The sequence below is a fragment of the Kribbella polygonati genome, from assembly GCF_050320105.1.
Taxonomy (GTDB): domain Bacteria; phylum Actinomycetota; class Actinomycetes; order Propionibacteriales; family Kribbellaceae; genus Kribbella.
On sequence record NZ_CP190129.1, the window covers coordinates 5,371,597 to 5,393,894 of the forward strand.

Here is a 22,298-nt window from a genome sequence, read left to right on the forward strand (position 1 = left end):
GGGCGATGGCCGACACGGCGGGTCAGTAGATGAGGGCGGTGGCGTGGGCGAGGATGCCTTCGCCGCGGCCTGGGAAGCCTAGGCCGTCGGTGGTTGCGGCGCTGACCGATACCTCGGCGTCGCAGGCGGACGAGAGGACTTTCTCGGCCTCTTCGCGGCGGGTGCCGATCCGCGGGCGGTTGCAGACGACCTGCACGGTGACGTTGCCGATCTCGAACCCGGCGGCGCGTACCCGGCGGGCCGCTTCCGCCACCAGCGTGACGCCGGCGGCACCGGCCCATTCCGGCTCGGACGTGCCGAAGTTCGACCCGAGGTCACCCAGCTTGGCCGCCGTGAGCAACGCCGTACAGATCGCGTGCGCCGCCGCGTCGCCGTCCGAGTGCCCCGCCAGACCGGCCGGCTCGTCGGGCCAGTGCAGGCCGGCCAGCCACATCGGACGGCCGTCCTCCAACGGATGGACGTCGACACCGTTGCCGACGCGCGGGATCTTCACGACAGCCGCCTCTCCGCGAGCAGCGCCTCTGCCAGCAACAGGTCCTGTGGCCGGGTCACCTTGAAAGCGTCCGGCGACCCTTCGACCGTCCGCACGGTGACCCCCATCCGCTCGCACATCATCGCATCGTCGGTCACCCCGGCGTCCGCCCCGGCCGCATGCGCACGCCGCAGTACGTCGGGCGCGAACCCCTGCGGCGTCTGTACGGCGACCAGCGTCGACCGGTCAGGCGTGTCGACGACCTCGCCGCCCGGGCCGACCACCTTGATCGTGTCGGTCACCGGCACCACGGGTACGACGGCCTCGGCCCCGTCCCGCACCGCCGCGACCACCCGCTCGATCGCGTCCGCGGGAACGAACGCCCGGGCCGCGTCGTGCACCAGGATGCAGTCGATCCCGTCGACCGGCAGCACGTCCAGCGCCGCCCGCACCGAATCGGGCCGCTCGGCACCGCCGGCGACCACCAGCAGCCGGGCGTCACCGACGTACGGCGCCAGCTCCTTGCCGACCGTCTCCTCGGAACCGGGCGGCACCGCCACCACGAAGCAGACGAGGTCGGCGGCGGACGCTGCCTTCAGGCCACGCACCGCGTGGACCAGCAGCGAATCGCCACCGACCTCTCGAAATGCCTTCGGTGTCTCACCACCAAGCCGCAGCCCCAGCCCGGCCGCGGGAATCACGACCGCGCTACTCATGCAGGTTGCGACTTCAGGAAGCGAGGACCTCGTCGAGGATGGCCTCGGCCTTGTCCTCGTTCGTGTGCTCGGCCAGCGCCAGCTCGGAGACGAGGATCTGGCGAGCCTTCGCCAGCATCCGCTTCTCACCGGCGGACAGACCGCGGTCACGCTCGCGGCGCCACAGGTCGCGGACGACCTCTGCCACCTTCAGCACGTCACCGGAGTGCAGCTTCTCCAGGTTCGCCTTGTAGCGACGCGACCAGTTGGTCGGCTCCTCCGTGTGCGGTGCGCGCAGCACGTCGAAGACGCGCTCCAGGCCAGCCTGATCCACGACGTCACGCACGCCGACGAGATCGAGGTTGCACGCGGGGACCCGGACGACCAGGTCGTTCTGAGCGACGATCCTCAAGACCAGATAGGTCTTGTCCTCACCTTTGATCTGACGGGTCTCGATGTCCTCGATGACGGCCGCTCCGTGATTGGGGTAAACAACCGTCTCGCCGACTGTGAAAGTCATGTGTGAAGTGCCCCTTTCCAAGATCTATCCTACCACGCGGTCGCTGGTCCGGTTGGGGCGTTTGCGCTGGTCAGGGCCCACTTCCCGCCTTGACAAACGGTCTGGGGAATGCTTCGTGCGCGCGTGTGCCGTTGCCTCGGACATCGGTGATCAGGATCCCGGCGTCGGGACCGCGACGGCCGAGGGCTACGCTTTGGGGCGCCGGAGGCCGCTGCCTGACGGTGTCCGCAACAGCTCCAGAGTAGTCCGCAGTTGTCCGCACACAGTGCTGAATCAGCTTGCACGAGAGGGATTCCAGTGCCGATCACGTTGTCCTCGCGGTTCGCCCGGCGCGCCGCGCTGGCGGGTGCCGCCGTCACCCTCAGTCTCGCGCTGGGGGCGTGCAGCGCGAGCTTCGACGCCCCGACCCTGCAGCCGTACCAGGCCGCCGAGGGTACGAACGTCGAGAGCGGTCAGATCAAGGTCCGCAACCTGCTCGTGCTGGCCGACTCCGAAGGCAAGGGCGAGCTGCACGGCGTCATCGTGAACGACGGCGGCGAGGCCGACACCCTGGTCGGGTTCGCACAGGCGCCGGCCGGCACCCAGGACGGCCAGGACGGCAGCTGGCAGGCCGGACAGGTCACCTTCGCCGGGATCAAGGCCCCGGTCGACCTGGCGCCGAACTCCGCGCTCCTGCTGCCCGGCACCACCGCCGCCGAGGCCTCCGCCCCCGGTACTGCGACCCCGGCCACCCCCGGCGCATCGGCGACCCCCGGCGCGAAGACCACGCCCGGCGCGACGGCCACCCCGGCGGCCCCGACCGAGACCCCGACCGCTACCACCCCGGGCGCCGAGGACAGCGGTCCGGCGATCGTCGTCACCGGCGCGAAGCCGGGCCAGATGGTCAACGTGACGATCACCTTCGGCACGGCCGCACCGATCTCGGCGTACGTCCCGGTCCTCGCCGACGACCACTACTCGCCGACCCCGCCGCCGGCGCAGTAACCACCTGTACAGAAACGGGCCGCCCCGGCGCGGGACGGCCCGTTCTGCTGCGGTACGGCGAGCCGGTGGCCGAGGCGCGCCGTACCGGAGCTGTCAGTTCTTGCTTGCGGACGCCGCCTTCGACAGGCCCGGGATGACCTTGTCGAGCACCCACGGGACGCTCAGCACGCTGACCGCGCTCATCCCGGAGATCACCTGCTGGTCCTGCAGCGGGTACGCGCCGCCGTTCTTCACGGCCTTCAGCGACGAGTAGACCGGGTCGGCCAGGAACTTCTGCGTCCCGATCCCGTCCACGTACGCGATCAGCACGTCGGCGTCGACGTCCGCCACCTTCTCCTTGCTGATCGTCAGCGAGAACTCCTTCTTGGAGTTGGTCTTCTCCAGCGCCTCGACACCGGGCGCGTTCTTGAAGCCCATCTCGTTCAGGATCTGCACCCGCGGGTCGCCAGGCATGTAGATGTAGTTCTCGGCGCCGAACGAGCCGACCGTGATGGTCTTGTCCTTGAACTCGGGGTGCTCGGCCGCGACCTGCTTGATCTTGTCCTGGATACCGGTGATCAGCTTCTCCGCGTCGGCCTTCTTGCCGAGCGCCTCGCCGACCAGCAGCGTCTGGTCCTGCCAGGTCGTCTGCCACGGCGCCCCGGGGTACGCGACGGTCGGCGCGATGTCGCTCAGCGTCTTGTACGTCGCCGCGTCGAACCCCTCGTACGGCGCCAGGATCACGTCCGGCTTGAGCGCCGCGATCTTCTCGAACGGGTACTTGTCGCCGGTGTCCAGCAGCGTCGTCTTCGACTTGTCGAACTTCGCCGCGTCCCACGCGGTGACGCCGTCGGCGGTCTGCCCGTAGGTGACCTTCGGCATCCCGACCGGGGTCTCGCCGAGCGCGTAGACCACGTCCTGCGCGTTCCAGCCGAGCGTGACGATCCGCTCCGGCTTCTTCGTGATGGTCGTCTCGCCGAACGTGTTCTTCAGCGTGACCGGGAACCCGGCGGACGACGTACCGCCCGATCCGACGGCCGCCTTGTCGTCGCCGCTGCCGCACGCGGCCAGCGAGGTCGTGGCGAGCAGCACCGTCGTGACGGCACTGACGACCTTGGTTCGGGACCAGGACATGAGTGACTCTCCTTAGCTTGCCTCAACTAAGGAGAGCCTAAGCTAACCCGATAGGTCGTCGCGACCCGCGGGGGTGTGACTCAGGACTCGAACTTGTACCCCAGGCCACGCACGGTGACCAGGTGCTGCGGGTTCGACGGGTCCTTCTCGAGCTTGGAACGCAGCCGCTTCACGTGCACGTCCAGCGTCTTGGTGTCGCCCACGTAGTCGGCGCCCCAGATCCGGTCGATCAGCTGGCCGCGGGTCAGCACCCGCCCGGTGTTCCGGAGCAGCATCTCGAGCAACTCGAACTCCTTCAGCGGGAGCCGGATCTCGGTACCGCCGACCGTCACCACGTGCCGCTCGACGTCCATCCGCACCGGCCCCGCCTCCAGGGTGTCCGGCAGCAGCTCGACGTCCTGGCCACGCCGCAGTACGGCGCGCACCCGGGCCAGCAGCTCGCGCGGGCTGTACGGCTTGGTCACGTAGTCGTCCGCGCCCAGCTCGAGCCCGACGACCTTGTCGACCTCGGTGTCCTTGGCGCTCACGATGATCACCGGGACGTTGCCGCGGCTGCGCAGCGCCCGGCAGACCTCGGTGCCGGACAGGCCCGGCAGCATCAGGTCGAGCAGGACGATGTCCGCACCGGCGCGGTCGTACTCGTCCAGCGCGTCCGGCCCGGTCTCCGCGACGGCGACCTCGAACCCTTCCTTGCGCAGCACGTACGACAGCGCGTCGCTGTAGCTCTCTTCGTCTTCGACGACCAGCACTCGGGTCACGAAGCTGTCTCCTTTGCGATCTGACCTGACGGGGTAGGCGTCAGGTTTACGGCCGCCTCCTCCTGCACGGCGGAGTCGGTCTGGCCCGGTGCGGGTTCGAACCGCAACGGGAGTCTCACGGTGAAGGTGGAGCCCTGGCCCTCGACGCTCCAGACCCGGACGTCGCCGCCGTGGATCGAGGCGATGTGCTTCACGATCGAGAGGCCGAGCCCGGTACCGCCGGTCTCCCGGCTGCGGGCCCGGTCGACCCGGTAGAAGCGCTCGAAGATCCGTTCCAGGTCGCTGCTCGGGATCCCGACCCCCTGGTCGGACACCGTCACCTCGACCAGGTCGCCGATCGGGTGCGCGGCGACCGCGACCCGGGTGCCGTCCGGGCTGTAGTTGACGGCGTTCTCGACCAGGTTGCCGATCGCCATCGCCAGCTGGTCCTCGCTGCCCAGCACCTCGAGCTCGGGCTCGGTCTTCACGACAATCTTGATGTCGCGGTCCTCGGCGTCGATCCGGCATCGGTCCACCGCGGTCTCGATGATCGAGTTGACGTCCACCGGACCCGGGTTCTCCAGCGGGTCGTCGCCCTGCAGCCGGGACAGCTCGATGATCTCCTTCACCAGCCGGCTCAGCCGGGACGCCTCGATCCGCATCCGGTCCGAGAACCGCTGCACCGCCTCCGGGTCGTCGGACGCCTCGGACACCGCGTCGGCGAGCAGGATCAGCGCGCCGACCGGGGTCTTCAGCTCGTGGCTGACGTTCACGGTGAAGTCCCGCCGGATCGCCTCCAGGCGGCGCTCCCGGGTCCGGTCCTCGACCAGCACCAGGACCAGCTGGCTGCCCAGCGGCGCTACCCGGGCGCTGACGTACTGCGTGGCGCCGAGCCGGCCGCGGACGATCTCCAGGTCCTGCTGGCGGATCTCCCCGTCCCGGCGGACCATCCGGACCATGGTCAGGATGTCGTCCACGACCAGCCGCTCGCCGCGGACGATGCCGAGCACGTGGGCCGGGGCGCTGGCCTGCAGGACCTGGTCCTCCGGGCCCATCACGACCGCCGAGGACCGCAGTACCGACAGCACCGTGGCGACGCCGGCCGGGACGATCGGCTCCGGGGACTCCGGGATCTTGCGCTGGGCCCGCTCGGAAAGCATCATCGCTCCGAGCGAAAGCAGGGCCAGGGCCGCGCCGATGACGCCGCCCAGCACCGCAGCCAGCGTGGGGTCCACGGCAACGATGCTACGCGGGCAACCAGCAGGGAAAGACCGAATGAGCACCGGATGACCGGGACACGACTCAACTGTTCATCAGGCGTTCACCACTCGTCGCCGTCCGGCAACCTCGACGGCATACGGTCACCGATGGGCGGGTACCTTGCTGATGCCCCGCCGCGGCACCGGACACCACAGATCGGATTCGAACACCATGCGTGACAGCTACCACGAGCAGCTCGACGACATCCTCGCCGAGCTCGAGCGGATGACGAGGACGGTGTCCACCGCCGTACGCCGCTCGACGGCCGCCCTGCTGGAGGCCGACATCCGCAAGGCCGAGGAGGTCATCGCGGCCGACATCCAGCTCGATGCCGCCGGCGAGGGTGTGGAGGAGAAGGTCTTCGAGCTGATGGCGCGGCAGTCGCCGGTCGCCAACGAGCTCCGGATGCTGGTCGCCGCACTGCGGATGGTCGCCGACCTGGAGCGGATGGGCGACCTGGCCGCGCACGTGTCGAAGATCGCCAGGATGCGCTACCCGGCGCCCGCGATCCCGACCGAGCTGCACGACGTGATCGAGGACATGGGCTCGGTGGCCGGCAAGATGGTCGACGCCGCCGGCGACGTGATCGCCTCCCGCGACGTCGAGGCGGCCGGCAAGCTCGAGGCCAGCGACGACGAGATGGACAAGCTCCGCTCGAACCAGTTCCGGCTGATGATGGACGCCGACTGGCCGCACGGCGTCGAGGTCGCCGTCGACATGGCGCTGCTCAGCCGGTACTACGAGCGCATCTCCGACCACGCGGTCGCGATGGCCCGCCGGGTCGTGTACCTGGTCACCGGCGAGCTCCCGGTCGCCGTCGGCGGCACCGCGGCCGGCTCCGGCGCCGGCGCCTCGGCGCCGAACCCGAACGGCAACGACTGACCAACCGATCACGGCAGGCGCCCCCGGCTCGTTGCCGGGGGCGCCTGTTTGCGTTCAGCGGGCGATCGCGATGTCCGCCTGGAGTGGCCTGCTCGCGGTCAGCGACCAGGCCGAGCGGTTCTCGAAGCCCGGGTTGTGAATGTCGAGGTTGACGCCCTCGAGATGGTCGAAGTTCACGAACAGGCCCGGGCTGGTGACCGCCTGCCTGGTACAGATCCCGAACTGGATCGACACCGACGGCTTGCCCTTCACGAAGTCGGTCACGTCGATGCCGCCCTGGTGGTCGGAACCGTTCAGGTAGAACCACGGCCAGTAGTCGCCCGCATCCCGGCTCCAGATCAGCTGCCCGTCGATCCACAGCTGCTTGAAGATCTCACCGAACCGCGCCTGCTCCGGATCCGCGTGCCAGAACGAGATCTCGTAGCGCGGCTGCCCCGGCTTCACCCGGACCTGCTGGGTGGCGGTGGCGCAGGTGTTCGCCGGGATCGGCCCGTTCGGCACGGTGAACGTGAGCCAGCCGTTGCCGTACATCGCGCGGTTGTCCGGGCCGATCTTCACGGAGTTCCCGCGCGGCCCCTGGACCGGTACGTACGGCTGGCCCTGGTACCGGGCGTACGCCGTACCGATCGCGTTGAAGATCCGGGCAGGCCGGTCGATCGAGTAGATGTCGATGTACGGCTGCATCGTCGGGTAGTTGCGGGTCAGCTCCCAGTCCCGGTTCTGCTCGAAGCCGCCGTTGCGTACGACGACGCCGCGGCCGGTGACGTCGTCGATGCTCCAGTCCAGCGGCCACCAGCCGACCCCGCGCTGGTCGAACAGGCGGAACGTGACCTTGGCCGACGTCTTGCCCTGCAGCGCCGCGGTCAGGTCGACGGTCGTGGTGAGCCAGGTCTCCTTCGGATCCTCCTCGACATCGGCCTGCCAGACCACCTGATCGTCGACGAGCACCTGCTTGAACTGGTACCCGCGGAGACCGCCTACATCGGGATCCCTGTGTTTGAAAGTGATCGAGCGCGGCCCGTTGCCGGAGACAACCATCTGCTGGGACGCGGCGGCGTAGCTCCCGTCGACGGTCGAGGTGAAGTTGCCGACACTGAGGCTCAACCGGCCGTTTCCGCTGTGGCCCCAGTAGTCCCAGCTCGGCTGCTGCAGGTCGATCCGCACCGGGGCGCCGTACGCGATGACGCCGTCGAGACGGCCGTCCTGCAGGTACGGCGTAGCCCGGCGCATCACGTCCGCGACGTACCGCTCGTCGGGGTGGATCATGCCGTCGAGGAATCTGCCGGTGTAGACGAGGAGGACCAGGCTCAGGCCGGCGGGCCGCAGTACGTCGAGGGACGAGTCCAGGCGCGGTTCGAGCCAGGTGGGGTCGATCGAGTTGTTGACGTAGCCCGTGTACGGGAAGATCACGCCGTCCAGGGCGCCCTTGATCTTGTCGGCGGTGGCTGGGGTGATGTCCCACGAGTAGAGCGTCACGTACCACTTGAGGTGTGGGTTGACCGCGTTCATCGCGGCGCGGACCTGGCCGAGGTACTCCTTGGTGAACAGCGTGCTGTTGGCGCCGACCAGGAAGTCGTCGATGCCCCACGACTTGATGTTCGGATACGTCAGCGAGAGCTTGCCGAGCTCGGTCGCCCAGCGGATGTAGTCGGTGTTGAACGGCCGCGAACACCTGCCGTCGAGATGCCGCGCGGAGTTGAGGAAACACTCCGACGGCGGCACCAGGTACACCATGACGTCGATCCCGGCCCGAGCCGCGGCCGGCGCAAACTCCAGCCGCAAATCGTCCCAGTCGGTCGCCTTGTCCCAGATGCCGAACGTGTACATCGTCGCGTGCAGCTGCCGCAGCCGGCGAATAGTCGCCGGCGTATCGATATGCCGGAACCCGTCCGCCCGCGGCGCGGCCTCCCGGATCTTCGCCTCAACCGTGTTCCCACCCTCCATCGCGGACAGGAACGGCTTGGAAGTTCGGATCGCCTCCCGCGGCGGCCCGGCACTGGCCCGCGGCACAGCAACCGGAATCAACAACAACACAACCAGCAAAACCCAGACACGACGCATCATTCCGTCCTCCAGAGCGGTGGAATACGGATATCTACAGCATTCTGAAACTATATCCCGTAAATAAGAGATTAAGACCCAGCCCGCCCCACGGCAAGGCCTCACCCCCACCCAACCAACAGACGCACCTAACGGCCGGGGCCGTGAGTAGAACCCTCCGTTCCGCCGGGGTGCGCGGAAGCCCCGCGGGGTGGAGGCATCGGCGAACGGCCGTCGTGCACAGGACTACGGAGGCGCCTTCGGTGCGGAGGCGTAGTCGATCGCCTCAGTGATAGACTTGACCTGGAGTCAAGTTGGTCGCAGCGGAGCATGGGGAGTCAGTCCCAGCGGTTCATCGCCGGATGCTTCGACTGAGGTGGACGATCCGGGTTCGAGTCCCGGCGCCCTCGTTGGAGGGACGTAGCTCAAATGGCAGAGCCCCACTTTTTCGTGAGGGGCGGTCCGCACGGCGGTCCGCCCCTCGTCATGTGTCGGCCAGTACGACGCGCATCGCAGCGGTGAGCTCGGCGCTGGTCAGCCTGAGGGCGGCGTAGTGCCGTCGGGCCTTTCCCGCAGCTTTCCGCTCGAGCTGATGCCGGTTCAAGATGCCAGGTTCCTCGGCAAGGACGTCTTCGATGACGAGCTTCGCCCACAGGCTCCGGCTGAGAGAATCGCGCAGAATGACGTTCGCCTGCCGTCCGAGGGACTTGGTCACTGCCAACGTGAGGATCAGCTCGGGGTGGCCGAACTCCACTCGATCGCCCGCCGCGATCCCCGCGAGGGACTTCTTCGCGATCCTCACCCATCCGGCCTCCGCCGTTGGCGTCCAGAGCGCGACCTTGTCGACCAACGGCTGATGCGCTCGACCACCGCTGTGGATGGTTGCGTTGCGCATCAGCCGAATCGTGTCGATCTGGATGATGCTGTCCCCGTCGAAGGTTCTCCCGCTGGCCGCCTCGATCGCATCGTGCAACTGCGCGAGTACCGCGTTGCCTGCGCTGGACGGTGCTCTCCCATCACGAATCAGGAGTCCGACGCACGTCTTGAGGAAATCCTCATGCAACGCGAGGGCGTAGGGAACGCTCATCGCACCGAGATGCGTGTCGGCGGACTGCAGGATCGTCCGTGCAGCCTCAGTCCGGAGGTTGAAGCGGCGGATATGCGCCACCCGCGGGAACACATCCGGCAGCAGGGTGTCCGACCCCTCGGTCAACTGCAGCAGATGCGAAGCCAGTTGAGCACCGGCCAACAGTCCCATCATCGCGTTGCTGGCCTCTTGACGCTGAACCTCGAACGCCCGGTATTCAGCGAACTGCACGATTCCGCGTTCCACGTGTTCCCTTCCACCCCAGAAGGCAACATACTTAGCAGGTTCCGCCTACATTCTGTAATCGCATCGGAGGCCGGGAGCGGGCTGCTTGTGCTCGGTACAGCCGGCAACAGACAGCCACGCCGCAGGCGCGACCTTTCAACCTCACCACCTAGGTCTGCGCCAGTGCCTCGGCCCGGCGGCCACCCCACGCGCACCCGGCGAAGCCGGCAACAGACAGCCACGCCGCAGGCGCGACCTTCCAACCTCACCACCCGGGCCCGCGCCAGCACCCGGCGGCGGCCACCCCACGCGCACCCGGCGAAGCCGGCAACAGACAGCCACGCCGCAGGCGTGACCTTTCAACCTCACCACCCAGGCCCGCGCCAGTGCCCCGGCCCGGCAACCACCTCACGCGCACCCGGCGAAGCCGGCAACAGACAGCCGCGCCGCAGGCGCGACCTTTCAGCCTCACCACCCGGGCCCGCGCCAGCACCCCGGCCCGGCGGCCACCCCACGCGCACCCGGCGAAGCCGGCAACAGACGGCCGCGCCGCAGGCGTGACCTTTCGGCCTCACCGCCTGGGGCTGCGACGGTGCGTCGGACCAGCGGCCACCCCTTGCGCGCCCGGCGGAGCCGGGAAGAAGGCAGCCGCGCCGGAGGCGTGTTCTTGGTGGTCGGCGCGGCTGGGGGTTGGGGTTAGCGGCCCTGGTTTTTGACTGCTTCGATGGCTTCTTGGGCGGCGGTGGGGTCGAGGTATTCGCCGCCGGGGGTGACGGGCTTGAAGTTGTCGTCGAGTTCGTAGTAAAGGGGGATGCCGGTCGGGATGTTCAGCCCGACGACGGTTTTCTCGTCGAGGTTGTCGAGGTGTTTGACGAGGGCGCGGAGGCTGTTGCCGTGGGCCGTGACGAGGACGGTCTTGCCGGCCCGGAGGTCGGGGACGATGGCGTCGTACCAGTACGGGAGCATCCGCTCGACGACGTCCTTCAGGCACTCGGTGGCCGGGAGCAGTTCCGGCGGGAGGGCGGCGTACCGGGGGTCGCCGGCCTGGTCGTACTCGGAGCCGCGTTCGATGGCCGGCGGCGGGGTGTCGTAGGAGCGGCGGAACAGCATGAACTGCTCCTCGCCGAGCTCCTCGAGGGTCTGCTTCTTGTCCTTGCCCTGCAGGCCGCCGTAGTGCCGCTCGTTCAGCCGCCAGGAGCGACGTACGTCGATCCACTGGCGCTCGGCGACCTCGAGGGCGATGTTCGCGGTGCGGATCGCGCGGCGCAGGACCGAGGTGTGCAGTACGTCGGGCAGCAGGTCGCGGTCGCGGAGCAGTTCGCCGCCGCGCTGCGCTTCCTCGACGCCCTGGGCGTTGAGGTCGACGTCGACCCAGCCGGTGAAGAGGTTCTTGGCGTTCCAGTCGCTGTGGCCGTGGCGGAGCAGGATCAGGCGATAGGTCATACCCGCATGTTATCGAGGCTCCAGCCAGCCCTTGAAAGCGTCCAGGTTTCGGGTGGATTCGCCGCGCGACACCCGCCATTCGTACTCGCGCCGGATCGACGTCGCGAACCCGAGCTCGAGGATCGTGTTGAACGACGAATCGGCGTACTCCAGCACCGCCCCGAGCAGCCGGTCGACCTCACTCGGTGTGATCGCGTGCAGCGGCACCCGCCCGTCCAGGTGGATGTCCCCGAGGTGGTCGACGGCGAACGCGACGCCGTACATCTTCAGGTTCCGCTCCAGCAGCCACCGATAGACGGCGGCATGGTTCTCGTCCGGATGCCGGGCGACGAAAGCATGGACGTGGACCGCCTGCGGCCCGACCGACAGCGTCACGCCCGTCTTGAGCTTCCGTTCCCCGGGCAGCTCCGCGGCGAAGACTCCCGGCTCGCTCTCGGTGAACTCCAGCTCGTTCTCGGTCAGCACCTGCCGGATCACGTCCGCCGCCGACACCCTCACCCAGCCACCTCCGCCGCCATCGTGTGCGCTGAGGTCCGGTACGCCGCCAGCGTCCTGCGCGCGGTCAGTTCCCATCCGAACCCTTGTGCATGGGTGACCGCCGCGCGGCCCATGGTCTCGCGGACGGCCGGATCCGTCGCGATCCGCGCCAGCGCGTCGGCGAAGTCGTCGACGCCGTGCCCGTGTACGAGGTACCCGGTCCGCCCGTCGAGGACCGCCGTACTCAGGCCACCCACCGCCGCCGCGACCACCGGCGTACCGCAGGCCTGGGCCTCCAGCGCGACCAGCCCGAAGGACTCCGAGTACGACGGGACGCACACGACCGAGGCCGCCCGGTACCAGGAGGCCAACAGCGCCCGCTCCATCGGCTTCACGAACCGGACGACGTCGTCGATGCCCAGCGCCCGCGCCAGCTCCGCGTGCGACTCGGGGTGCTCCATTCCGTTCCCGGACGGCCCGCCGATGATCGCCACCACCAGCCGCGAGCGCAGCCCCGGGTCCCGCGACAGCATCCGCGCGGCCGCCCGGATCAGCAGGTCCGGCGCCTTCAACGGCTGGATCCGCCCGACGAACGCCAGTACGACGGCATCCTCCGGCAGCCCGACCTCACGCCGGGCCGAAGCCTGCGAACCGGGGTGGAACAGCGCCAGGTCGACGCCCGGGTTCACCACCCCGACCTTCGCCGGCTCAGCTCCGTACAACGAGATCAGCTCGCGCGCCTCGTCGTCGGTGTTCGCGAGCAGCCGGTCCGCGGACTCGACCACCTGTTCCTCGCCGATCAGCCGGGCCGGCGGCTCCGGTACGTCGTCCTCGGCCAGGCTGGCGTTCTTCACCTTCGCCATCGTGTGCATGGTGTGGACCAGTGGGACCGCCCAACGATCGCGGGCGAGCAGGCCGACCTGGCCGGACAACCAGTAGTGCGAGTGGATCACGTCGTACCAGCCGGGCTCGTGGATCGCCTCGGCGCGCAGCACCGCGCGGGCGAACGTGCACAGCTGGGCGGGCAGCTCGTTCTTGGTCAGGCCCTCGTACGGGCCGGCGGCAACGTTGCGGACCGTCACGCCGGGCAGCAGTTCCACCCGGGCGGGCAGCGCCGACGCGGTCGCGCGGGTGAAGACGTCGACCTCGATCCCCAGTCCGGCCAGCTGCTTGGACAGCTCCACGACGTACACGTTCATCCCGCCGGCGTCCCCGGTCCCGGGCTGGTCGAGCGGCGACGTGTGCAGGCTGATCATCGCGACCCGCCGGATCTGCGAGACGGGGGTTTCGGTCACCTGGTCAGGGTATCTCCGGGACTTCCGCGGCCAGACCGGTGTCCGCGGCCGTCCAGCTGGCGAGCAGCCGGAGGTTCTGCTCCGACGTCGAGCCGGGCTCCACCGTGTACGTCACCAGCAGCTGATCCGGGTCCCCGGGCAGCTGCAGCGTCTCGTAGGACACCGCGATCTCGCCGACCACCGGGTGGTGCAGCAGCTTGGCCCCGTACGTCTTGTCCTTCACGTCGTGCCGCGCCCAGTACTCGCGGAACTCCGGGCTGTGGATCGACAGCTCACCGACCAGCTCAGCCAGCTCCGGGTCGTCCGGGTGCCGCCCGGCGTACATCCGCAGGTAGTCGACGCTCTCCTCCGCCACCTCCTCCCACGCAGGGTAGAAGTCCCGCAGCGCCGGGTCGAGGAACACCATCCGCGGCACGTTCGGCTGCTTCTGGTCGAACCCGTTCAGCGCGGCGGCCAGCTCGTTCCACGCCAGCACGTCCATCCGGTAGCCGAGCACGAACGCCGGTACGTCGGTCATCGAGTCGAGCAGCCGTTGCAGTCCGGGCCGGACGCGTTGCGTCGTCGTACGGCGGCGCTTCCGGCGGACCGGTTTCGCCAGTACGGCAAGGTGCTTCCGCTCGTCGTCGGTCAGTTTCAGTACGTCGGCGACCGCGTCCAGGATCTCCTGCGAGACGTTGTCGGTGCGGCCCTGTTCGAGGCGTACGTAGTAGTCCGCGCTGACGCCGGCCGCCTGCGCGAGCTCCTCGCGGCGCAGGCCGGGCACCCGGCGTCGCCCGCTGTACACCTTGATGCCGAGCTCCTCCGGCCGCACGCGCGCCCGCCGGGTCTTGAGGAACTCGCTCAGCTCCGCACGACGATCCATGCCCTCCAGTATCCAGACCGGCCGGATCCCCAACCTGGTCCTGCCAGAACCAGGCTCAGCAGACACCTGGGTAAGCCGCGGCGACCGCCCCAGGATCGATGCCATGACCAACTTGAGCATTCGCAACGCGGTAGTCACCGGCGCGGCCAGCGGAATCGGCGCCGCGATCGCCACCCAGCTCGCCGAGGCCGGCGCCTCGGTCGCCCTGGTCGCCCGGCGGCAGGACCGCCTCGACGACCTGGCCGGCAAACTCGGCGACCGTACGTTCGGCGTCGGCATCGACGTCACCCGGCAGGACTCGGTGGACGCCGGCGCGGCGAAGATCCACGAGCGGCTCGGCACCGTCGACCTGGTGGTGAACGCGGCCGGCGTGATGCTGGCGGCCCCGATCGCGGACGGCCGGCTCGACGACTGGACCCGGATGATCGACACCAACGTCACCGGCGTACTCCGGCTGATCCACGCCTTCAGTCCCGACCTGATCAAGGCGGCGGGCGACGGCCGTACGGCGGACCTGGTGAACATCTCGTCGATCGGCGCGCACGCGATCTTCCCCGGGTACGCCGTCTACGGTGCGACGAAGGCCGCCCTGACCCAGCTGTCGGCGGCCCTCCGCGCGGACCTCTCGCCGTACGACGTCCGCGTCACGAACGTCGAACCGGGGCTCACCGACACCGAGCTCGCCACCCACCTCGACGACTCCGGGCAGGACCTGATCGCGTCGATGAACGAACAGATCGGGCCGCTGCACGCCGACGACATCGCCGACGTGGTGACGTTCGCGGTCAGCCGGCGGCGCGAGGTGAACCTCCGCCAGATCATCGCCCTGCCGACCCGCCAGGCCTGAGCGCTGGTGGACCTACCACCACCACGATGCAGGGACTCGGCCCACTGTGCTCACGGCCGTTCGCCGAAAGCATTGAGACATGCGTACAGCCCTTGCAGAAGTCAAGTCCTGGCATCGTCCGTTGATGCTGATGGTGCTCGCCATGGCCGGTCTGGTCCTGACGTCCGGGGTCGGGCTCGCGGTCGACCACCGGGAGATCCTCAACGAGTCCGTGTGGCTCAAGCCGTTCAAGTTCGGCATCTCGTTCGTCCTGTACGGCGCCACCCTGGCGTGGCTGCTCTCCAAGCTGCGCAAGGCGAAGCGCTTCGGCTGGTGGACCGGCACCGTGTTCGCGGTCACCGGAGTCGTCGACGTCGGCTTCATCGCCGTACAGGCCGCCCGCGGCACCTTCAGCCACTTCAACGCCACCGGCGACACCTTCAACCAGGTCGGCCAGCAGGTCTTCATGTCCGGCGTACTCGGCCTGTTCGGCGCCAGCCTGGTGGTGGCGATCATGCTGCTGTTCCAGCGCGTCGGCGACGCCCCGCTGAACCGGGCGATCCGGGTCGGTCTCGGACTCGCCGTCGCGGGCATGGCGCTCGCGTTCTACCTGGTCGGGGCGAACGGGCAGCGTACGGAGGTCAAGGACGCGTACGGCCACGAGGTGACGCTGGCCGGCAGCCACGGGATCGGCGTCGAGGCGGGCGGTCCGGGTATGCCGTTGACGCACTGGAGCACGGTCGGCGGCGACCTGCGGATCCCGCACTTCGTCGGGCTGCACGCGATCCACTTCCTGCTGATCGTCCTGCTCGCACTGCACTTCCTCGGCCGCCGGATCACCTGGCTGCGGCCGGAGCGGGTACGGGCGCGGCTCGTCGGCGTCGCTGCCTTCGCGTACGCCGGTGTGATGACGACCGTCGCGGTCCAGGCGTTCCGTGGCCAGTCGCTGATCCACCCCGACGGACAAACCCTCGGAATGTTCGGTGGCTTCATGGCGATCAGCCTGGTCGCGCTCGCGGCGGTCGTCGCGGCAGCCCGGCGGCCGGTGAGACAGCCCGTCGAGCCGGTGCAGGCGTTTGAGAAGCTTGGGGTATGACGACTCGTCCTCTTGCCGTGGTGACCGGTGCTAGCAGTGGGATCGGGGCCGCGTCGGCGCGGCACCTCGCCCGGGAGGGCTTCGAGGTGATCTGCGCCGCGCGGCGGCTGGACCGGATCGAGGCGCTGGCCAAGGAGATCGACGGCCGTGCGGTGCGGTGCGACGTGACGTCCGCCGAGGACGTCGCCGCGCTGGCCGCCGCGGTCGGGGACGAGCTGCAGGTGCTGGTGAACAACGCGGGCGGCGCGTTCGGGCTGGAGCCGGTGGCCGAGGCGGACCTGGACGCGTGGCGGCGGATGTTCGAGGTGAACGTGATCGCGGTCGCCGCGGTCACCAAGTCGTTGCTCCCGGCCCTCATCGCCGGCCGCGGCACGATCGTCGTGATGGGTTCGACGGCCGGTCAGGTCGCGTACGAGGGCGGTGGCGGGTACGTCGCCGCGAAGCACGGCGCGAAGGCGGTCGTCGACACGCTCCGCCTGGAGCTGTACGACCAGCCGGTCCGGGTCACCGAGATCGCGCCCGGCATGGTGCAGAGCGAGGGCTTCGCGCTGACCCGCTTCAACGGCGACCAGTCCAAGGCCGACGCCGTGTACGCCGGGGTCCGCGAGCCGCTGACCTCCGACGACGTCGCCGAGATCGTCGCCTGGATCGCCACCCGCCCCGCGCACGTGAACATCGACCGGATCACGGTCCGCCCCCGCGCCCAAGCCGCCCAGCACAAGGTCCACCGGGAGCAGTAGATCCAGCGTCAGAAGAACTGCCAGGTGCTGTGCCACCTCAGTCGGGAAGAGCTGACAAGTGCTGCACCACGTCAGATGAGAAAGCTCGCAAGTGCCGTGCCACCTCAGTCGAGAAGACCTGACAAGTGCTGCACCACATCAGATGAGAAGCTCGCAGGTGCTGCGCCACCTCAGTCGGGAAGAGCTGACAAGTGCTGCACCACATCAGATGAGAAGCTCGCAGGTGCTGCGCCACCTCAGTCGGGAAGAGCTGACAAGTGCTGCACCACATCAGATGAGAAAGCTCGCAGGTGCTGCGCCACCTCAGTCGGGAAGAGCTGACAAGTGCTGCACCACATCAGATGAGAAAGCTCGCAGGTGCTGCGCCACCTCAGTCGGGAAGAGCTGACAAGTGCTGCACCACATCAGATGAGAAAGCTCGCAGGTGCTGCGCCACCTCAGTCGGGACGTGCTGACGAATGCTGCGGCCCCATGAGGTGATGGCGGCTGCAGGTACTGCACCGCCTGCTCTGGCAGGCTCCGCTCCAGCAGTCGTTCGTTGCTGTCCGGCGGCACAACACCTGGCATTTCTTGCCGCTCCGCGTGAGAGATCACCTGGGCGGTTACTTTCCATCCACGCCCGCCACGGCCCCTCTGCCCAGGGCGCTACTGCTGCTCTTCAGGCGGATCAACACTTGTCGGCTCCTCCGACCTCAGTGCGTCGGCACCTGACAGCTCTGCACACTCGATGCTGACCGGCGCCTGCGAGCTCTTCAGCTTCAAGCAGCACAGCACCTGTTAGTTCTTCCCGGCGGAGTGCAGCACGTGTCAGCTCTTTACCCGATGCATCGCAGTAGCGGGCAGTTTTTCTCGTGAGCGGACTCACCACCGGCTTGCTTGCAATTGCAAGCACCTTGCTAGCACACTGGGTACATGGCCAAGTTGAGTGATCGGGCGGCTGGGGCGGTGGGCTCCCTCGGGGAGTACCTCGCCGAGCAGCGGCGGCACGCGCAGTTGTCGCTGCGGCAGTTGTCCGACCTGGCCGGAGTGTCGAACCCGTACCTCAGCCAGATCGAGCGCGGCCTGCGGAAACCGTCGGCCGATGTGCTGCAGCAGCTCGCGAAGGCGTTGCGGATCTCCGCGGAGACCCTGTACGTACGGGCCGGCATTCTCGATCCGGACGAGAGCCAGGAGGGCAAGCAGCCCTCCGGTGTGGTCGACGCCGTCCTGCTCGACCCGGCGTTGAACGAACGGCAGAAGCGAGTGCTGCTGGACGTGTACGCGTCGTTCGTCCGCGAGAACACCCCCACTGCTGACTGACAAGACACCCCGAGGAGCAGCCTGATGGCTACCCGTACGCCCGTTACCCCGTTCTACGCGATCGCCGGCGCCGGCGACCTGGCGGTCGAGAAGGTCCGCGCCGTCGGCGTCGACGTGACCGCCCGGTTCGCGAAGCTCGACCAGAAGACCCTGCAGGCCGAGCTGACCAAGGCGCAGACCGAGCTGGCCAAGCGCTTCGAGGCGATCGTCGCCGACGCCCGGACCGCCCCGGCGAAGCTCCGCGAGCTGCCGAAGACCGCGCAGACCGGTCTCACCGTCGTTCTCGGCCAGGCCGAGGAGACGTACGAGGACCTGGCCGGCCGCGGCAAGGACCTGGTCGAGCGGATCCGCCACCAGCAGGCCACCGAGGACCTCGAGGCCGCCGCCAAGACCACGGTGAGCAAGGCCAAGGCCACCCGCACCACCGCCAAGAAGACCGCGCAGACCGCGTCCCGCAACCTGAAGGCGACCGCGACCAGCGCCCGCAAGACCGCGAAGGCCGCCGCCAAGGCCGCCGAGTCCGCGGCCGACAAGGTCGGCGACTGATTCGCGACCGAGTGTGACGACTCCCCCACTTCGGGGTGAATCCTGTGACCGGGCGGTCCCCAGCTGCGCTCGAGCAGCGGTGGGCCGCCCGGCTGTCGGTTAGGCTCGTAGCATGAGCATCTGGCAAAGCCTGATCCCCGGATTCGCAGATCCGCTGTCGGTGATCTGGTGGGTCCTGATGGCGATCAAGCTGGTCGCCCTCGCCGACGCGGCCTTCCGGCCACGGGCGGTGTTCATCGCTGCCGACAAGCTCACGAAGCCCGGCTGGGTGCTGATCCTGGCCGTGTTCGCGCTCAGCCAGGTGTTCCAGGGCTGGCTGAGCTTCTTCGGCCTGATCGGCATCGTCGCCTCCGCCGTCTACCTCGTCGACGCCCGCCCCGCCCTCCGCGCCGCCACCGGCCGCGGCCGAGGCGGCTGGGGCGCCCTCCGCCGCCGCCGGGGGCCGCGCCCCCTCTGAGTACGACAAGAACTAACAGGTACTGCGCCGTCCCGGGCGACAGCTAACAGGTCCTGTCCCATCCCGGGGAACAGCTAACAAGTGCTGCACGCTCCAGAGTGGGAGCTGACAAGCGCTGCGCCTGCCGGAAGGCACAACAGCCCGCCGATCCGTAGGTAATCCTCTACACTAGGCATGTTGACGTAGAGGATTTCCTACGGAGGAGGTGTGCGGTGCCTACTAACGAAGAACTGCTCGACGAGTTGCCCGAAACCTTCCGCTATTCCGAAGCCATTGAACGGATCAGTGAACGCCAGCTCCGCAGCCTCATCACCCACGGCCAGATCACTGCGCTGGCTCGCGGGCTCTACCGCAAGAACGACTGGCTAGGTGACGACGACCTGATCGAGATCGCGTCCAGATCACCGCAGGCGACACTGTGCCTGCGCTCCGCCCTAGCCCGCCACGACCTGATCGACGACATCCCGGCAGAGATCGACATCGCGATCCCGCGCGGAGCCTGGACACCAGAAACGACCGCGCCGGTCAGATGGCGAAGCTTCGATCCCGCCACCTTCGCCATCGGCCGAGACTCCCTCGACATCGGGGCCGGCCGGAACATCGGGATCTACTCCGCCGAACGCAGCATCATCGATGCCTTCCGGCTACGCCACCTCGACGGCCCGGACCTGGCCAACGAAGCACTCAAACGCTGGCTGCGCGGGGGAGGACAGCCATCGGAACTCCTGCGGCTGGCGAAGATGTTCCCTCGCACCCTGACACCACTGCGCCACGCCATGGAGATCCTCCTTTGAACCGTATCTCGCGAGGCACACCGGCCGGCGACGCCTATCTCGATCTCAAGAATCAGGCCCAGCGAACCCGCCGCACCACCCAAGAACTACTCCAGCTCTACGTTCTCGAAGGCTTCCTCGCGCGCCTGGCCGCCAGCCCGGTCCGCGACAACTTCGTCCTCAAAGGCGGTGTCCTGCTCGCCGCGTTCGACACCCGCCGCGCGACCAAAGACGTTGACCTCGCAGGACGCAACCTGGCCAACTCCATCGACGCTGTGCTGAAGGTCGTGCGGTCCGTGCTCGGCGTCGCTCACGACGACGGCATCGAGTTCTTCCCCGACACCGCCTCCGCAGACGTGATCCGCGACGAGGACCAATATTCCGGTGTGCGCGTGCACGTTGATGCCCAGCTGGCCAGCGCCCGCCTGCCCTTCCATGTCGATGTCAACGTGGGCGACCCGATCTGGCCCGCTCCGACAACGGTCCAGGTGCCCCGCCTTCGCGGTGGCGACCCGATCCGGATCGCCGGCTACCCCCTCCACATGGTCCACGCCGAGAAAATCGTCACCGCCGTCCAGCGAGGCACCGCGAACACCCGCTGGCGCGACTTCGGCGACATCTACACTCTGGCCAGACGTCATCCGATCAGCGGCTCCGACCTGCAACGGGCCATCCAAGAAGTCGCCCACGGCCGCGGCGCGACCCTGGCCCCGTTGGCAGATGTCCTGGACGGATACGCGAGGATCGCCCAGACCAGGTGGGCAGCCTGGCGCCGTCGCAACACCTCACACCAGCTGCCCGAGCAGTTCGTGGACGTCCTCGACGACGTGCTCCGATTCGCCGAGCAGCCTCTACGTGCGAACGTCGACGGCCTCGTATGGGATCCACACCTGGCAGTCTGGCGGTAGCGCGAGCTCGTCATCGCGAACTGCGCTGACGACCACCAACCAGCGAGCAGTGCCGTTATCAGCTCGGCAGGCCGGCAGGTGGTCTCCCGCTGACCAGCAGCGCCTGGCAGTCCTGCCCATCACCCGCCACAGCGCCTGTCAGCTCTTCTGACCTGCGGCACAGCACCTGTCAGCTGTTCTCGTGGTTACGAGCGGTACACGATCACCTTGTCGCCGACGTTGACCTCGTCGAAGAGGATCTTGATCTTGGCCAGGTCACGTACGTTGACGCAGCCGTGGGAGGCGCCGTTGTAGCCGCGGGCCGCGAAGTCGGACGAGTAGTGCACCGCCTGCCCGCCGCTGAAGAACATCGCGTACGGCATCTTCGAGTCGTACAGCGTGGACACGTGGTTCCGGCTCTTCCAGCCGACCGTGAAGCTGCCTTCCCGGGTCGCGGTCTTCACCGCGCCGAACCGGACGTCCATCTGCATCTTCACGACGCCGTCGACGACGTACCGCAGTTTGCGGGTGGTCTTGTCGATGCACAGCGCCACCCCGGTCGCGCAGCGCGGGTCGAGCTTCTTGCCGTCCACCACCGGCGCCGGCGGGTACAGCTCGGCCTGGGTCGGCTCGTGGGTCGCCTTGACCAGCTGGTCCAGCGTGTTCTGGTCGAGGTACCCGAGCTGCGGAATGCCCTTGGACTTCTGGAACTTCTTCACCGCGGACCGGGTCATGGTCCCGAAGTCGTCGTCCTGGTAGCGCTTCTCGAGCAGCTTCAGCTGCACCAGCCGGGCCTCGACCTTGCGCACGTCCTTCCCGCTGGAGCCGTTCTTGTACACGGCCTTCGGGTAGATCGGCAGCTCGCCGCTGATCTCGAACGGCGTCGCGCGCACGTCCGCGGTGTTCGCGGTCGCGGTCATTCCGGCCCCCATGAGTGCCGCGATCGCCCCGCCGACGACCAACGAGGTGAGCAGCTTCCGAACGATCAGCCCGCGCATCAGGCCCCCTTTCCTACACTCGTAGGACGTCCCGACCACCGAAATTGTTGGTCCCTCAGGGTACCGGAGGAATCGCTCATGGAGATCGTGCTGAGCACCGCGGACATCACCACGGTGCCCGCGGACGCGATCGTGAACGCGGCCCATCACGCGCTCCGCGGCGGGGGCGGCGTGGACGGGGCGATCCATCGCGCGGGCGGCCCGGAGATCCTCGCGGAGCTCGTCGAGCGGTACCCGGACGGCACGCCGACCGGTACGGCGGTGTGGACCACCGCGGGCGCGCTCCCGGCGTCGTACGTCATCCACGTCGTCGGGCCGAACTACGTCGCGGGCCAACGGGATCCGGCGCTGCTCGAGTCCTGCTACCGCAACGCGCTGCTGGTCGCGGACGAGCTCGGCGTCGCGACGATGACGTTGCCGGCGGTCTCGGCCGGGATCTACGGCTGGCCGGCCCGCTCGGCCGCGGAGATCGCCGTACGCACGCTCCGGCGGACGTCGACAAAGGTGTCGACGGCAACGTTCTGCCTGGTGGAACCCCGGCTGTACAAGGCGTTCCAGAACGCGACAGCGGCCGAGGAGTAGCT

The 22,298-nt window shown here is 68.5% G+C and carries 24 protein-coding genes; 11 read left to right on the top strand and 13 right to left on the bottom strand.

Going from position 1 to position 22,298, the window contains the following annotated elements:
• Positions 1 to 22 precede the first annotated feature (22 nt).
• From ispF to ACQHIV_RS25375, 3 genes are read right to left on the bottom strand one after another with little or no spacing between them, the layout of a single operon-like run.
• Complete coding sequence (ispF, locus tag ACQHIV_RS25365) at positions 23 to 493, bottom strand: 2-C-methyl-D-erythritol 2,4-cyclodiphosphate synthase (RefSeq protein WP_427885748.1); 471 nt, start codon at positions 491 to 493, stop codon at positions 23 to 25.
• Positions 490 to 1,188, bottom strand: coding sequence for a 2-C-methyl-D-erythritol 4-phosphate cytidylyltransferase (gene ispD / locus ACQHIV_RS25370; protein ID WP_380201409.1), 699 nt, complete (start codon positions 1,186 to 1,188; stop codon positions 490 to 492). The genes ispF and ispD overlap by 4 nt, the downstream gene beginning before the upstream one ends.
• Positions 1,189 to 1,201: 13 nt before the next feature.
• Positions 1,202 to 1,687, bottom strand: coding sequence for a CarD family transcriptional regulator (locus ACQHIV_RS25375; RefSeq protein WP_130446326.1), 486 nt, complete (start codon positions 1,685 to 1,687; stop codon positions 1,202 to 1,204).
• A gap of 297 nt (positions 1,688 to 1,984) precedes the next feature.
• On the opposite strand from ACQHIV_RS25375, the gene ACQHIV_RS25380 reads away from it, so the two are divergent.
• Positions 1,985 to 2,671, top strand: a complete 687-nt coding sequence (locus ACQHIV_RS25380; RefSeq protein WP_427885751.1) for a hypothetical protein — start codon at positions 1,985 to 1,987, stop codon at positions 2,669 to 2,671.
• A 93-nt stretch (positions 2,672 to 2,764) separates the two neighbouring features.
• Here ACQHIV_RS25380 and ACQHIV_RS25385 read toward each other — a convergent pair whose 3' ends face one another.
• The 3 genes from ACQHIV_RS25385 to ACQHIV_RS25395 all read right to left on the bottom strand — a co-directional run bounded on the left by ACQHIV_RS25385 (position 2,765) and on the right by ACQHIV_RS25395 (position 5,756).
• On the bottom strand, positions 2,765 to 3,784 hold the full coding sequence (locus ACQHIV_RS25385; RefSeq protein ID WP_427885753.1) for an iron-siderophore ABC transporter substrate-binding protein: 1,020 nt from the start codon (positions 3,782 to 3,784) through the stop codon (positions 2,765 to 2,767).
• Between the two features lie 80 nt (positions 3,785 to 3,864).
• Entirely contained in the window at positions 3,865 to 4,542 is a 678-nt protein-coding gene (locus ACQHIV_RS25390) for a response regulator transcription factor (RefSeq protein WP_141858161.1), read from the bottom strand.
• On the bottom strand, positions 4,539 to 5,756 hold the full coding sequence (locus ACQHIV_RS25395; RefSeq protein WP_427885756.1) for a sensor histidine kinase: 1,218 nt from the start codon (positions 5,754 to 5,756) through the stop codon (positions 4,539 to 4,541). The genes ACQHIV_RS25390 and ACQHIV_RS25395 overlap by 4 nt, the downstream gene beginning before the upstream one ends.
• 196 nt (positions 5,757 to 5,952) lie before the next feature.
• Here ACQHIV_RS25395 and phoU point away from each other — a divergent pair, with 196 nt between their 5' ends.
• Positions 5,953 to 6,663 carry a phosphate signaling complex protein PhoU gene (gene phoU / locus ACQHIV_RS25400; protein WP_427885757.1) on the top strand — a complete coding sequence of 237 codons (711 nt, stop codon included), beginning with the start codon at positions 5,953 to 5,955 and terminating at the stop codon, positions 6,661 to 6,663.
• Between the two features lie 54 nt (positions 6,664 to 6,717).
• Here the strand turns inward: phoU and ACQHIV_RS25405 are convergent, their stop codons facing one another.
• The 6 genes from ACQHIV_RS25405 to ACQHIV_RS25430 all read right to left on the bottom strand — a co-directional run bounded on the left by ACQHIV_RS25405 (position 6,718) and on the right by ACQHIV_RS25430 (position 14,092).
• Positions 6,718 to 8,724, bottom strand: coding sequence for a hypothetical protein (locus tag ACQHIV_RS25405; RefSeq protein WP_427885758.1), 2,007 nt, complete (start codon positions 8,722 to 8,724; stop codon positions 6,718 to 6,720).
• A 463-nt stretch (positions 8,725 to 9,187) separates the two neighbouring features.
• The gene (locus tag ACQHIV_RS25410; protein WP_427885760.1) at positions 9,188 to 10,036 is read right to left on the bottom strand and encodes a hypothetical protein; all 849 of its coding nucleotides are present in this window, start codon (positions 10,034 to 10,036) and stop codon (positions 9,188 to 9,190) included.
• 675 nt (positions 10,037 to 10,711) lie between these two features.
• On the bottom strand, positions 10,712 to 11,458 hold the full coding sequence (locus ACQHIV_RS25415) for a phosphoglyceromutase (RefSeq protein WP_427885762.1): 747 nt from the start codon (positions 11,456 to 11,458) through the stop codon (positions 10,712 to 10,714).
• A gap of 9 nt (positions 11,459 to 11,467) precedes the next feature.
• Complete coding sequence (locus tag ACQHIV_RS25420; protein WP_427885764.1) at positions 11,468 to 11,956, bottom strand: YbjN domain-containing protein; 489 nt, start codon at positions 11,954 to 11,956, stop codon at positions 11,468 to 11,470.
• A complete protein-coding gene (gene mshA / locus ACQHIV_RS25425) occupies positions 11,953 to 13,230 on the bottom strand; it encodes a D-inositol-3-phosphate glycosyltransferase (protein ID WP_427885766.1) in 1,278 nt (425 codons plus the stop codon). Before mshA ends, ACQHIV_RS25420 begins: the two co-directional genes overlap by 4 nt.
• Before the next feature lie 4 nt (positions 13,231 to 13,234).
• The gene (locus ACQHIV_RS25430) at positions 13,235 to 14,092 is read right to left on the bottom strand and encodes a helix-turn-helix transcriptional regulator (protein WP_427885768.1); all 858 of its coding nucleotides are present in this window, start codon (positions 14,090 to 14,092) and stop codon (positions 13,235 to 13,237) included.
• A 103-nt stretch (positions 14,093 to 14,195) separates the two neighbouring features.
• Here ACQHIV_RS25430 and ACQHIV_RS25435 point away from each other — a divergent pair, with 103 nt between their 5' ends.
• The 8 genes from ACQHIV_RS25435 (at position 14,196) to ACQHIV_RS25470 (ending at position 20,737) form a co-directional block, all read left to right on the top strand.
• On the top strand, positions 14,196 to 14,939 hold the full coding sequence (locus ACQHIV_RS25435) for an SDR family oxidoreductase (protein WP_427885770.1): 744 nt from the start codon (positions 14,196 to 14,198) through the stop codon (positions 14,937 to 14,939).
• A 79-nt stretch (positions 14,940 to 15,018) separates the two neighbouring features.
• Positions 15,019 to 16,014, top strand: coding sequence for a hypothetical protein (locus ACQHIV_RS25440; protein ID WP_427885771.1), 996 nt, complete (start codon positions 15,019 to 15,021; stop codon positions 16,012 to 16,014).
• Complete coding sequence (locus ACQHIV_RS25445; protein ID WP_427885772.1) at positions 16,011 to 16,754, top strand: SDR family NAD(P)-dependent oxidoreductase; 744 nt, start codon at positions 16,011 to 16,013, stop codon at positions 16,752 to 16,754. The genes ACQHIV_RS25440 and ACQHIV_RS25445 overlap by 4 nt, the downstream gene beginning before the upstream one ends.
• A 912-nt stretch (positions 16,755 to 17,666) precedes the next feature.
• Entirely contained in the window at positions 17,667 to 18,053 is a 387-nt protein-coding gene (locus tag ACQHIV_RS25450) for a helix-turn-helix domain-containing protein (RefSeq protein ID WP_344200184.1), read from the top strand.
• Between the two features lie 24 nt (positions 18,054 to 18,077).
• Positions 18,078 to 18,599 (top strand): hypothetical protein, encoded by a 522-nt coding sequence (locus ACQHIV_RS25455; RefSeq protein WP_427885775.1) that lies wholly within the window; start codon positions 18,078 to 18,080, stop codon positions 18,597 to 18,599.
• A 112-nt stretch (positions 18,600 to 18,711) separates the two neighbouring features.
• A complete protein-coding gene (locus tag ACQHIV_RS25460) occupies positions 18,712 to 19,056 on the top strand; it encodes a DUF2516 family protein (RefSeq protein ID WP_427885777.1) in 345 nt (114 codons plus the stop codon).
• A 212-nt stretch (positions 19,057 to 19,268) separates the two neighbouring features.
• Positions 19,269 to 19,850, top strand: coding sequence for a type IV toxin-antitoxin system AbiEi family antitoxin domain-containing protein (locus ACQHIV_RS25465; protein WP_427885778.1), 582 nt, complete (start codon positions 19,269 to 19,271; stop codon positions 19,848 to 19,850).
• Complete coding sequence (locus ACQHIV_RS25470) at positions 19,847 to 20,737, top strand: nucleotidyl transferase AbiEii/AbiGii toxin family protein (protein ID WP_427885780.1); 891 nt, start codon at positions 19,847 to 19,849, stop codon at positions 20,735 to 20,737. Before ACQHIV_RS25465 ends, ACQHIV_RS25470 begins: the two co-directional genes overlap by 4 nt.
• A 185-nt stretch (positions 20,738 to 20,922) precedes the next feature.
• Here the strand turns inward: ACQHIV_RS25470 and ACQHIV_RS25475 are convergent, their stop codons facing one another.
• Positions 20,923 to 21,714 (bottom strand): L,D-transpeptidase family protein, encoded by a 792-nt coding sequence (locus ACQHIV_RS25475; protein WP_427885782.1) that lies wholly within the window; start codon positions 21,712 to 21,714, stop codon positions 20,923 to 20,925.
• A 78-nt stretch (positions 21,715 to 21,792) separates the two neighbouring features.
• Between ACQHIV_RS25475 and ACQHIV_RS25480 the strand changes: the two genes are divergently transcribed.
• Positions 21,793 to 22,296 carry a macro domain-containing protein gene (locus tag ACQHIV_RS25480; RefSeq protein ID WP_427885784.1) on the top strand — a complete coding sequence of 168 codons (504 nt, stop codon included), beginning with the start codon at positions 21,793 to 21,795 and terminating at the stop codon, positions 22,294 to 22,296.
• The last annotated feature ends 2 nt before the right edge of the window (positions 22,297 to 22,298 follow it).

Excerpts from the sequence above, each read along its gene's own strand:
- ispD (WP_380201409.1), bottom strand. The coding sequence starts at position 1,188 with ATGAGTAGCGCGGTCGTGATTCCCGCGGCCGGGCTGGGGCTGCGGCTT.
- ACQHIV_RS25375 (WP_130446326.1), bottom strand. The coding sequence starts at position 1,687 with ATGACTTTCACAGTCGGCGAGACGGTTGTTTACCCCAATCACGGAGCG.
- ACQHIV_RS25385 (WP_427885753.1), bottom strand. The coding sequence starts at position 3,784 with ATGTCCTGGTCCCGAACCAAGGTCGTCAGTGCCGTCACGACGGTGCTG.
- phoU (WP_427885757.1), top strand. The coding sequence starts at position 5,953 with ATGCGTGACAGCTACCACGAGCAGCTCGACGACATCCTCGCCGAGCTC.
- ACQHIV_RS25405 (WP_427885758.1), bottom strand. The coding sequence starts at position 8,724 with ATGCGTCGTGTCTGGGTTTTGCTGGTTGTGTTGTTGTTGATTCCGGTT.
- ACQHIV_RS25415 (WP_427885762.1), bottom strand. The coding sequence starts at position 11,458 with ATGACCTATCGCCTGATCCTGCTCCGCCACGGCCACAGCGACTGGAAC.
- ACQHIV_RS25430 (WP_427885768.1), bottom strand. The coding sequence starts at position 14,092 with ATGGATCGTCGTGCGGAGCTGAGCGAGTTCCTCAAGACCCGGCGGGCG.
- ACQHIV_RS25435 (WP_427885770.1), top strand. The coding sequence starts at position 14,196 with ATGACCAACTTGAGCATTCGCAACGCGGTAGTCACCGGCGCGGCCAGC.
- ACQHIV_RS25440 (WP_427885771.1), top strand. The coding sequence starts at position 15,019 with ATGCGTACAGCCCTTGCAGAAGTCAAGTCCTGGCATCGTCCGTTGATG.
- ACQHIV_RS25445 (WP_427885772.1), top strand. The coding sequence starts at position 16,011 with ATGACGACTCGTCCTCTTGCCGTGGTGACCGGTGCTAGCAGTGGGATC.
- ACQHIV_RS25450 (WP_344200184.1), top strand. The coding sequence starts at position 17,667 with ATGGCCAAGTTGAGTGATCGGGCGGCTGGGGCGGTGGGCTCCCTCGGG.
- ACQHIV_RS25455 (WP_427885775.1), top strand. The coding sequence starts at position 18,078 with ATGGCTACCCGTACGCCCGTTACCCCGTTCTACGCGATCGCCGGCGCC.
- ACQHIV_RS25460 (WP_427885777.1), top strand. The coding sequence starts at position 18,712 with ATGAGCATCTGGCAAAGCCTGATCCCCGGATTCGCAGATCCGCTGTCG.
- ACQHIV_RS25475 (WP_427885782.1), bottom strand. The coding sequence starts at position 21,714 with ATGCGCGGGCTGATCGTTCGGAAGCTGCTCACCTCGTTGGTCGTCGGC.
- ACQHIV_RS25480 (WP_427885784.1), top strand. The coding sequence starts at position 21,793 with ATGGAGATCGTGCTGAGCACCGCGGACATCACCACGGTGCCCGCGGAC.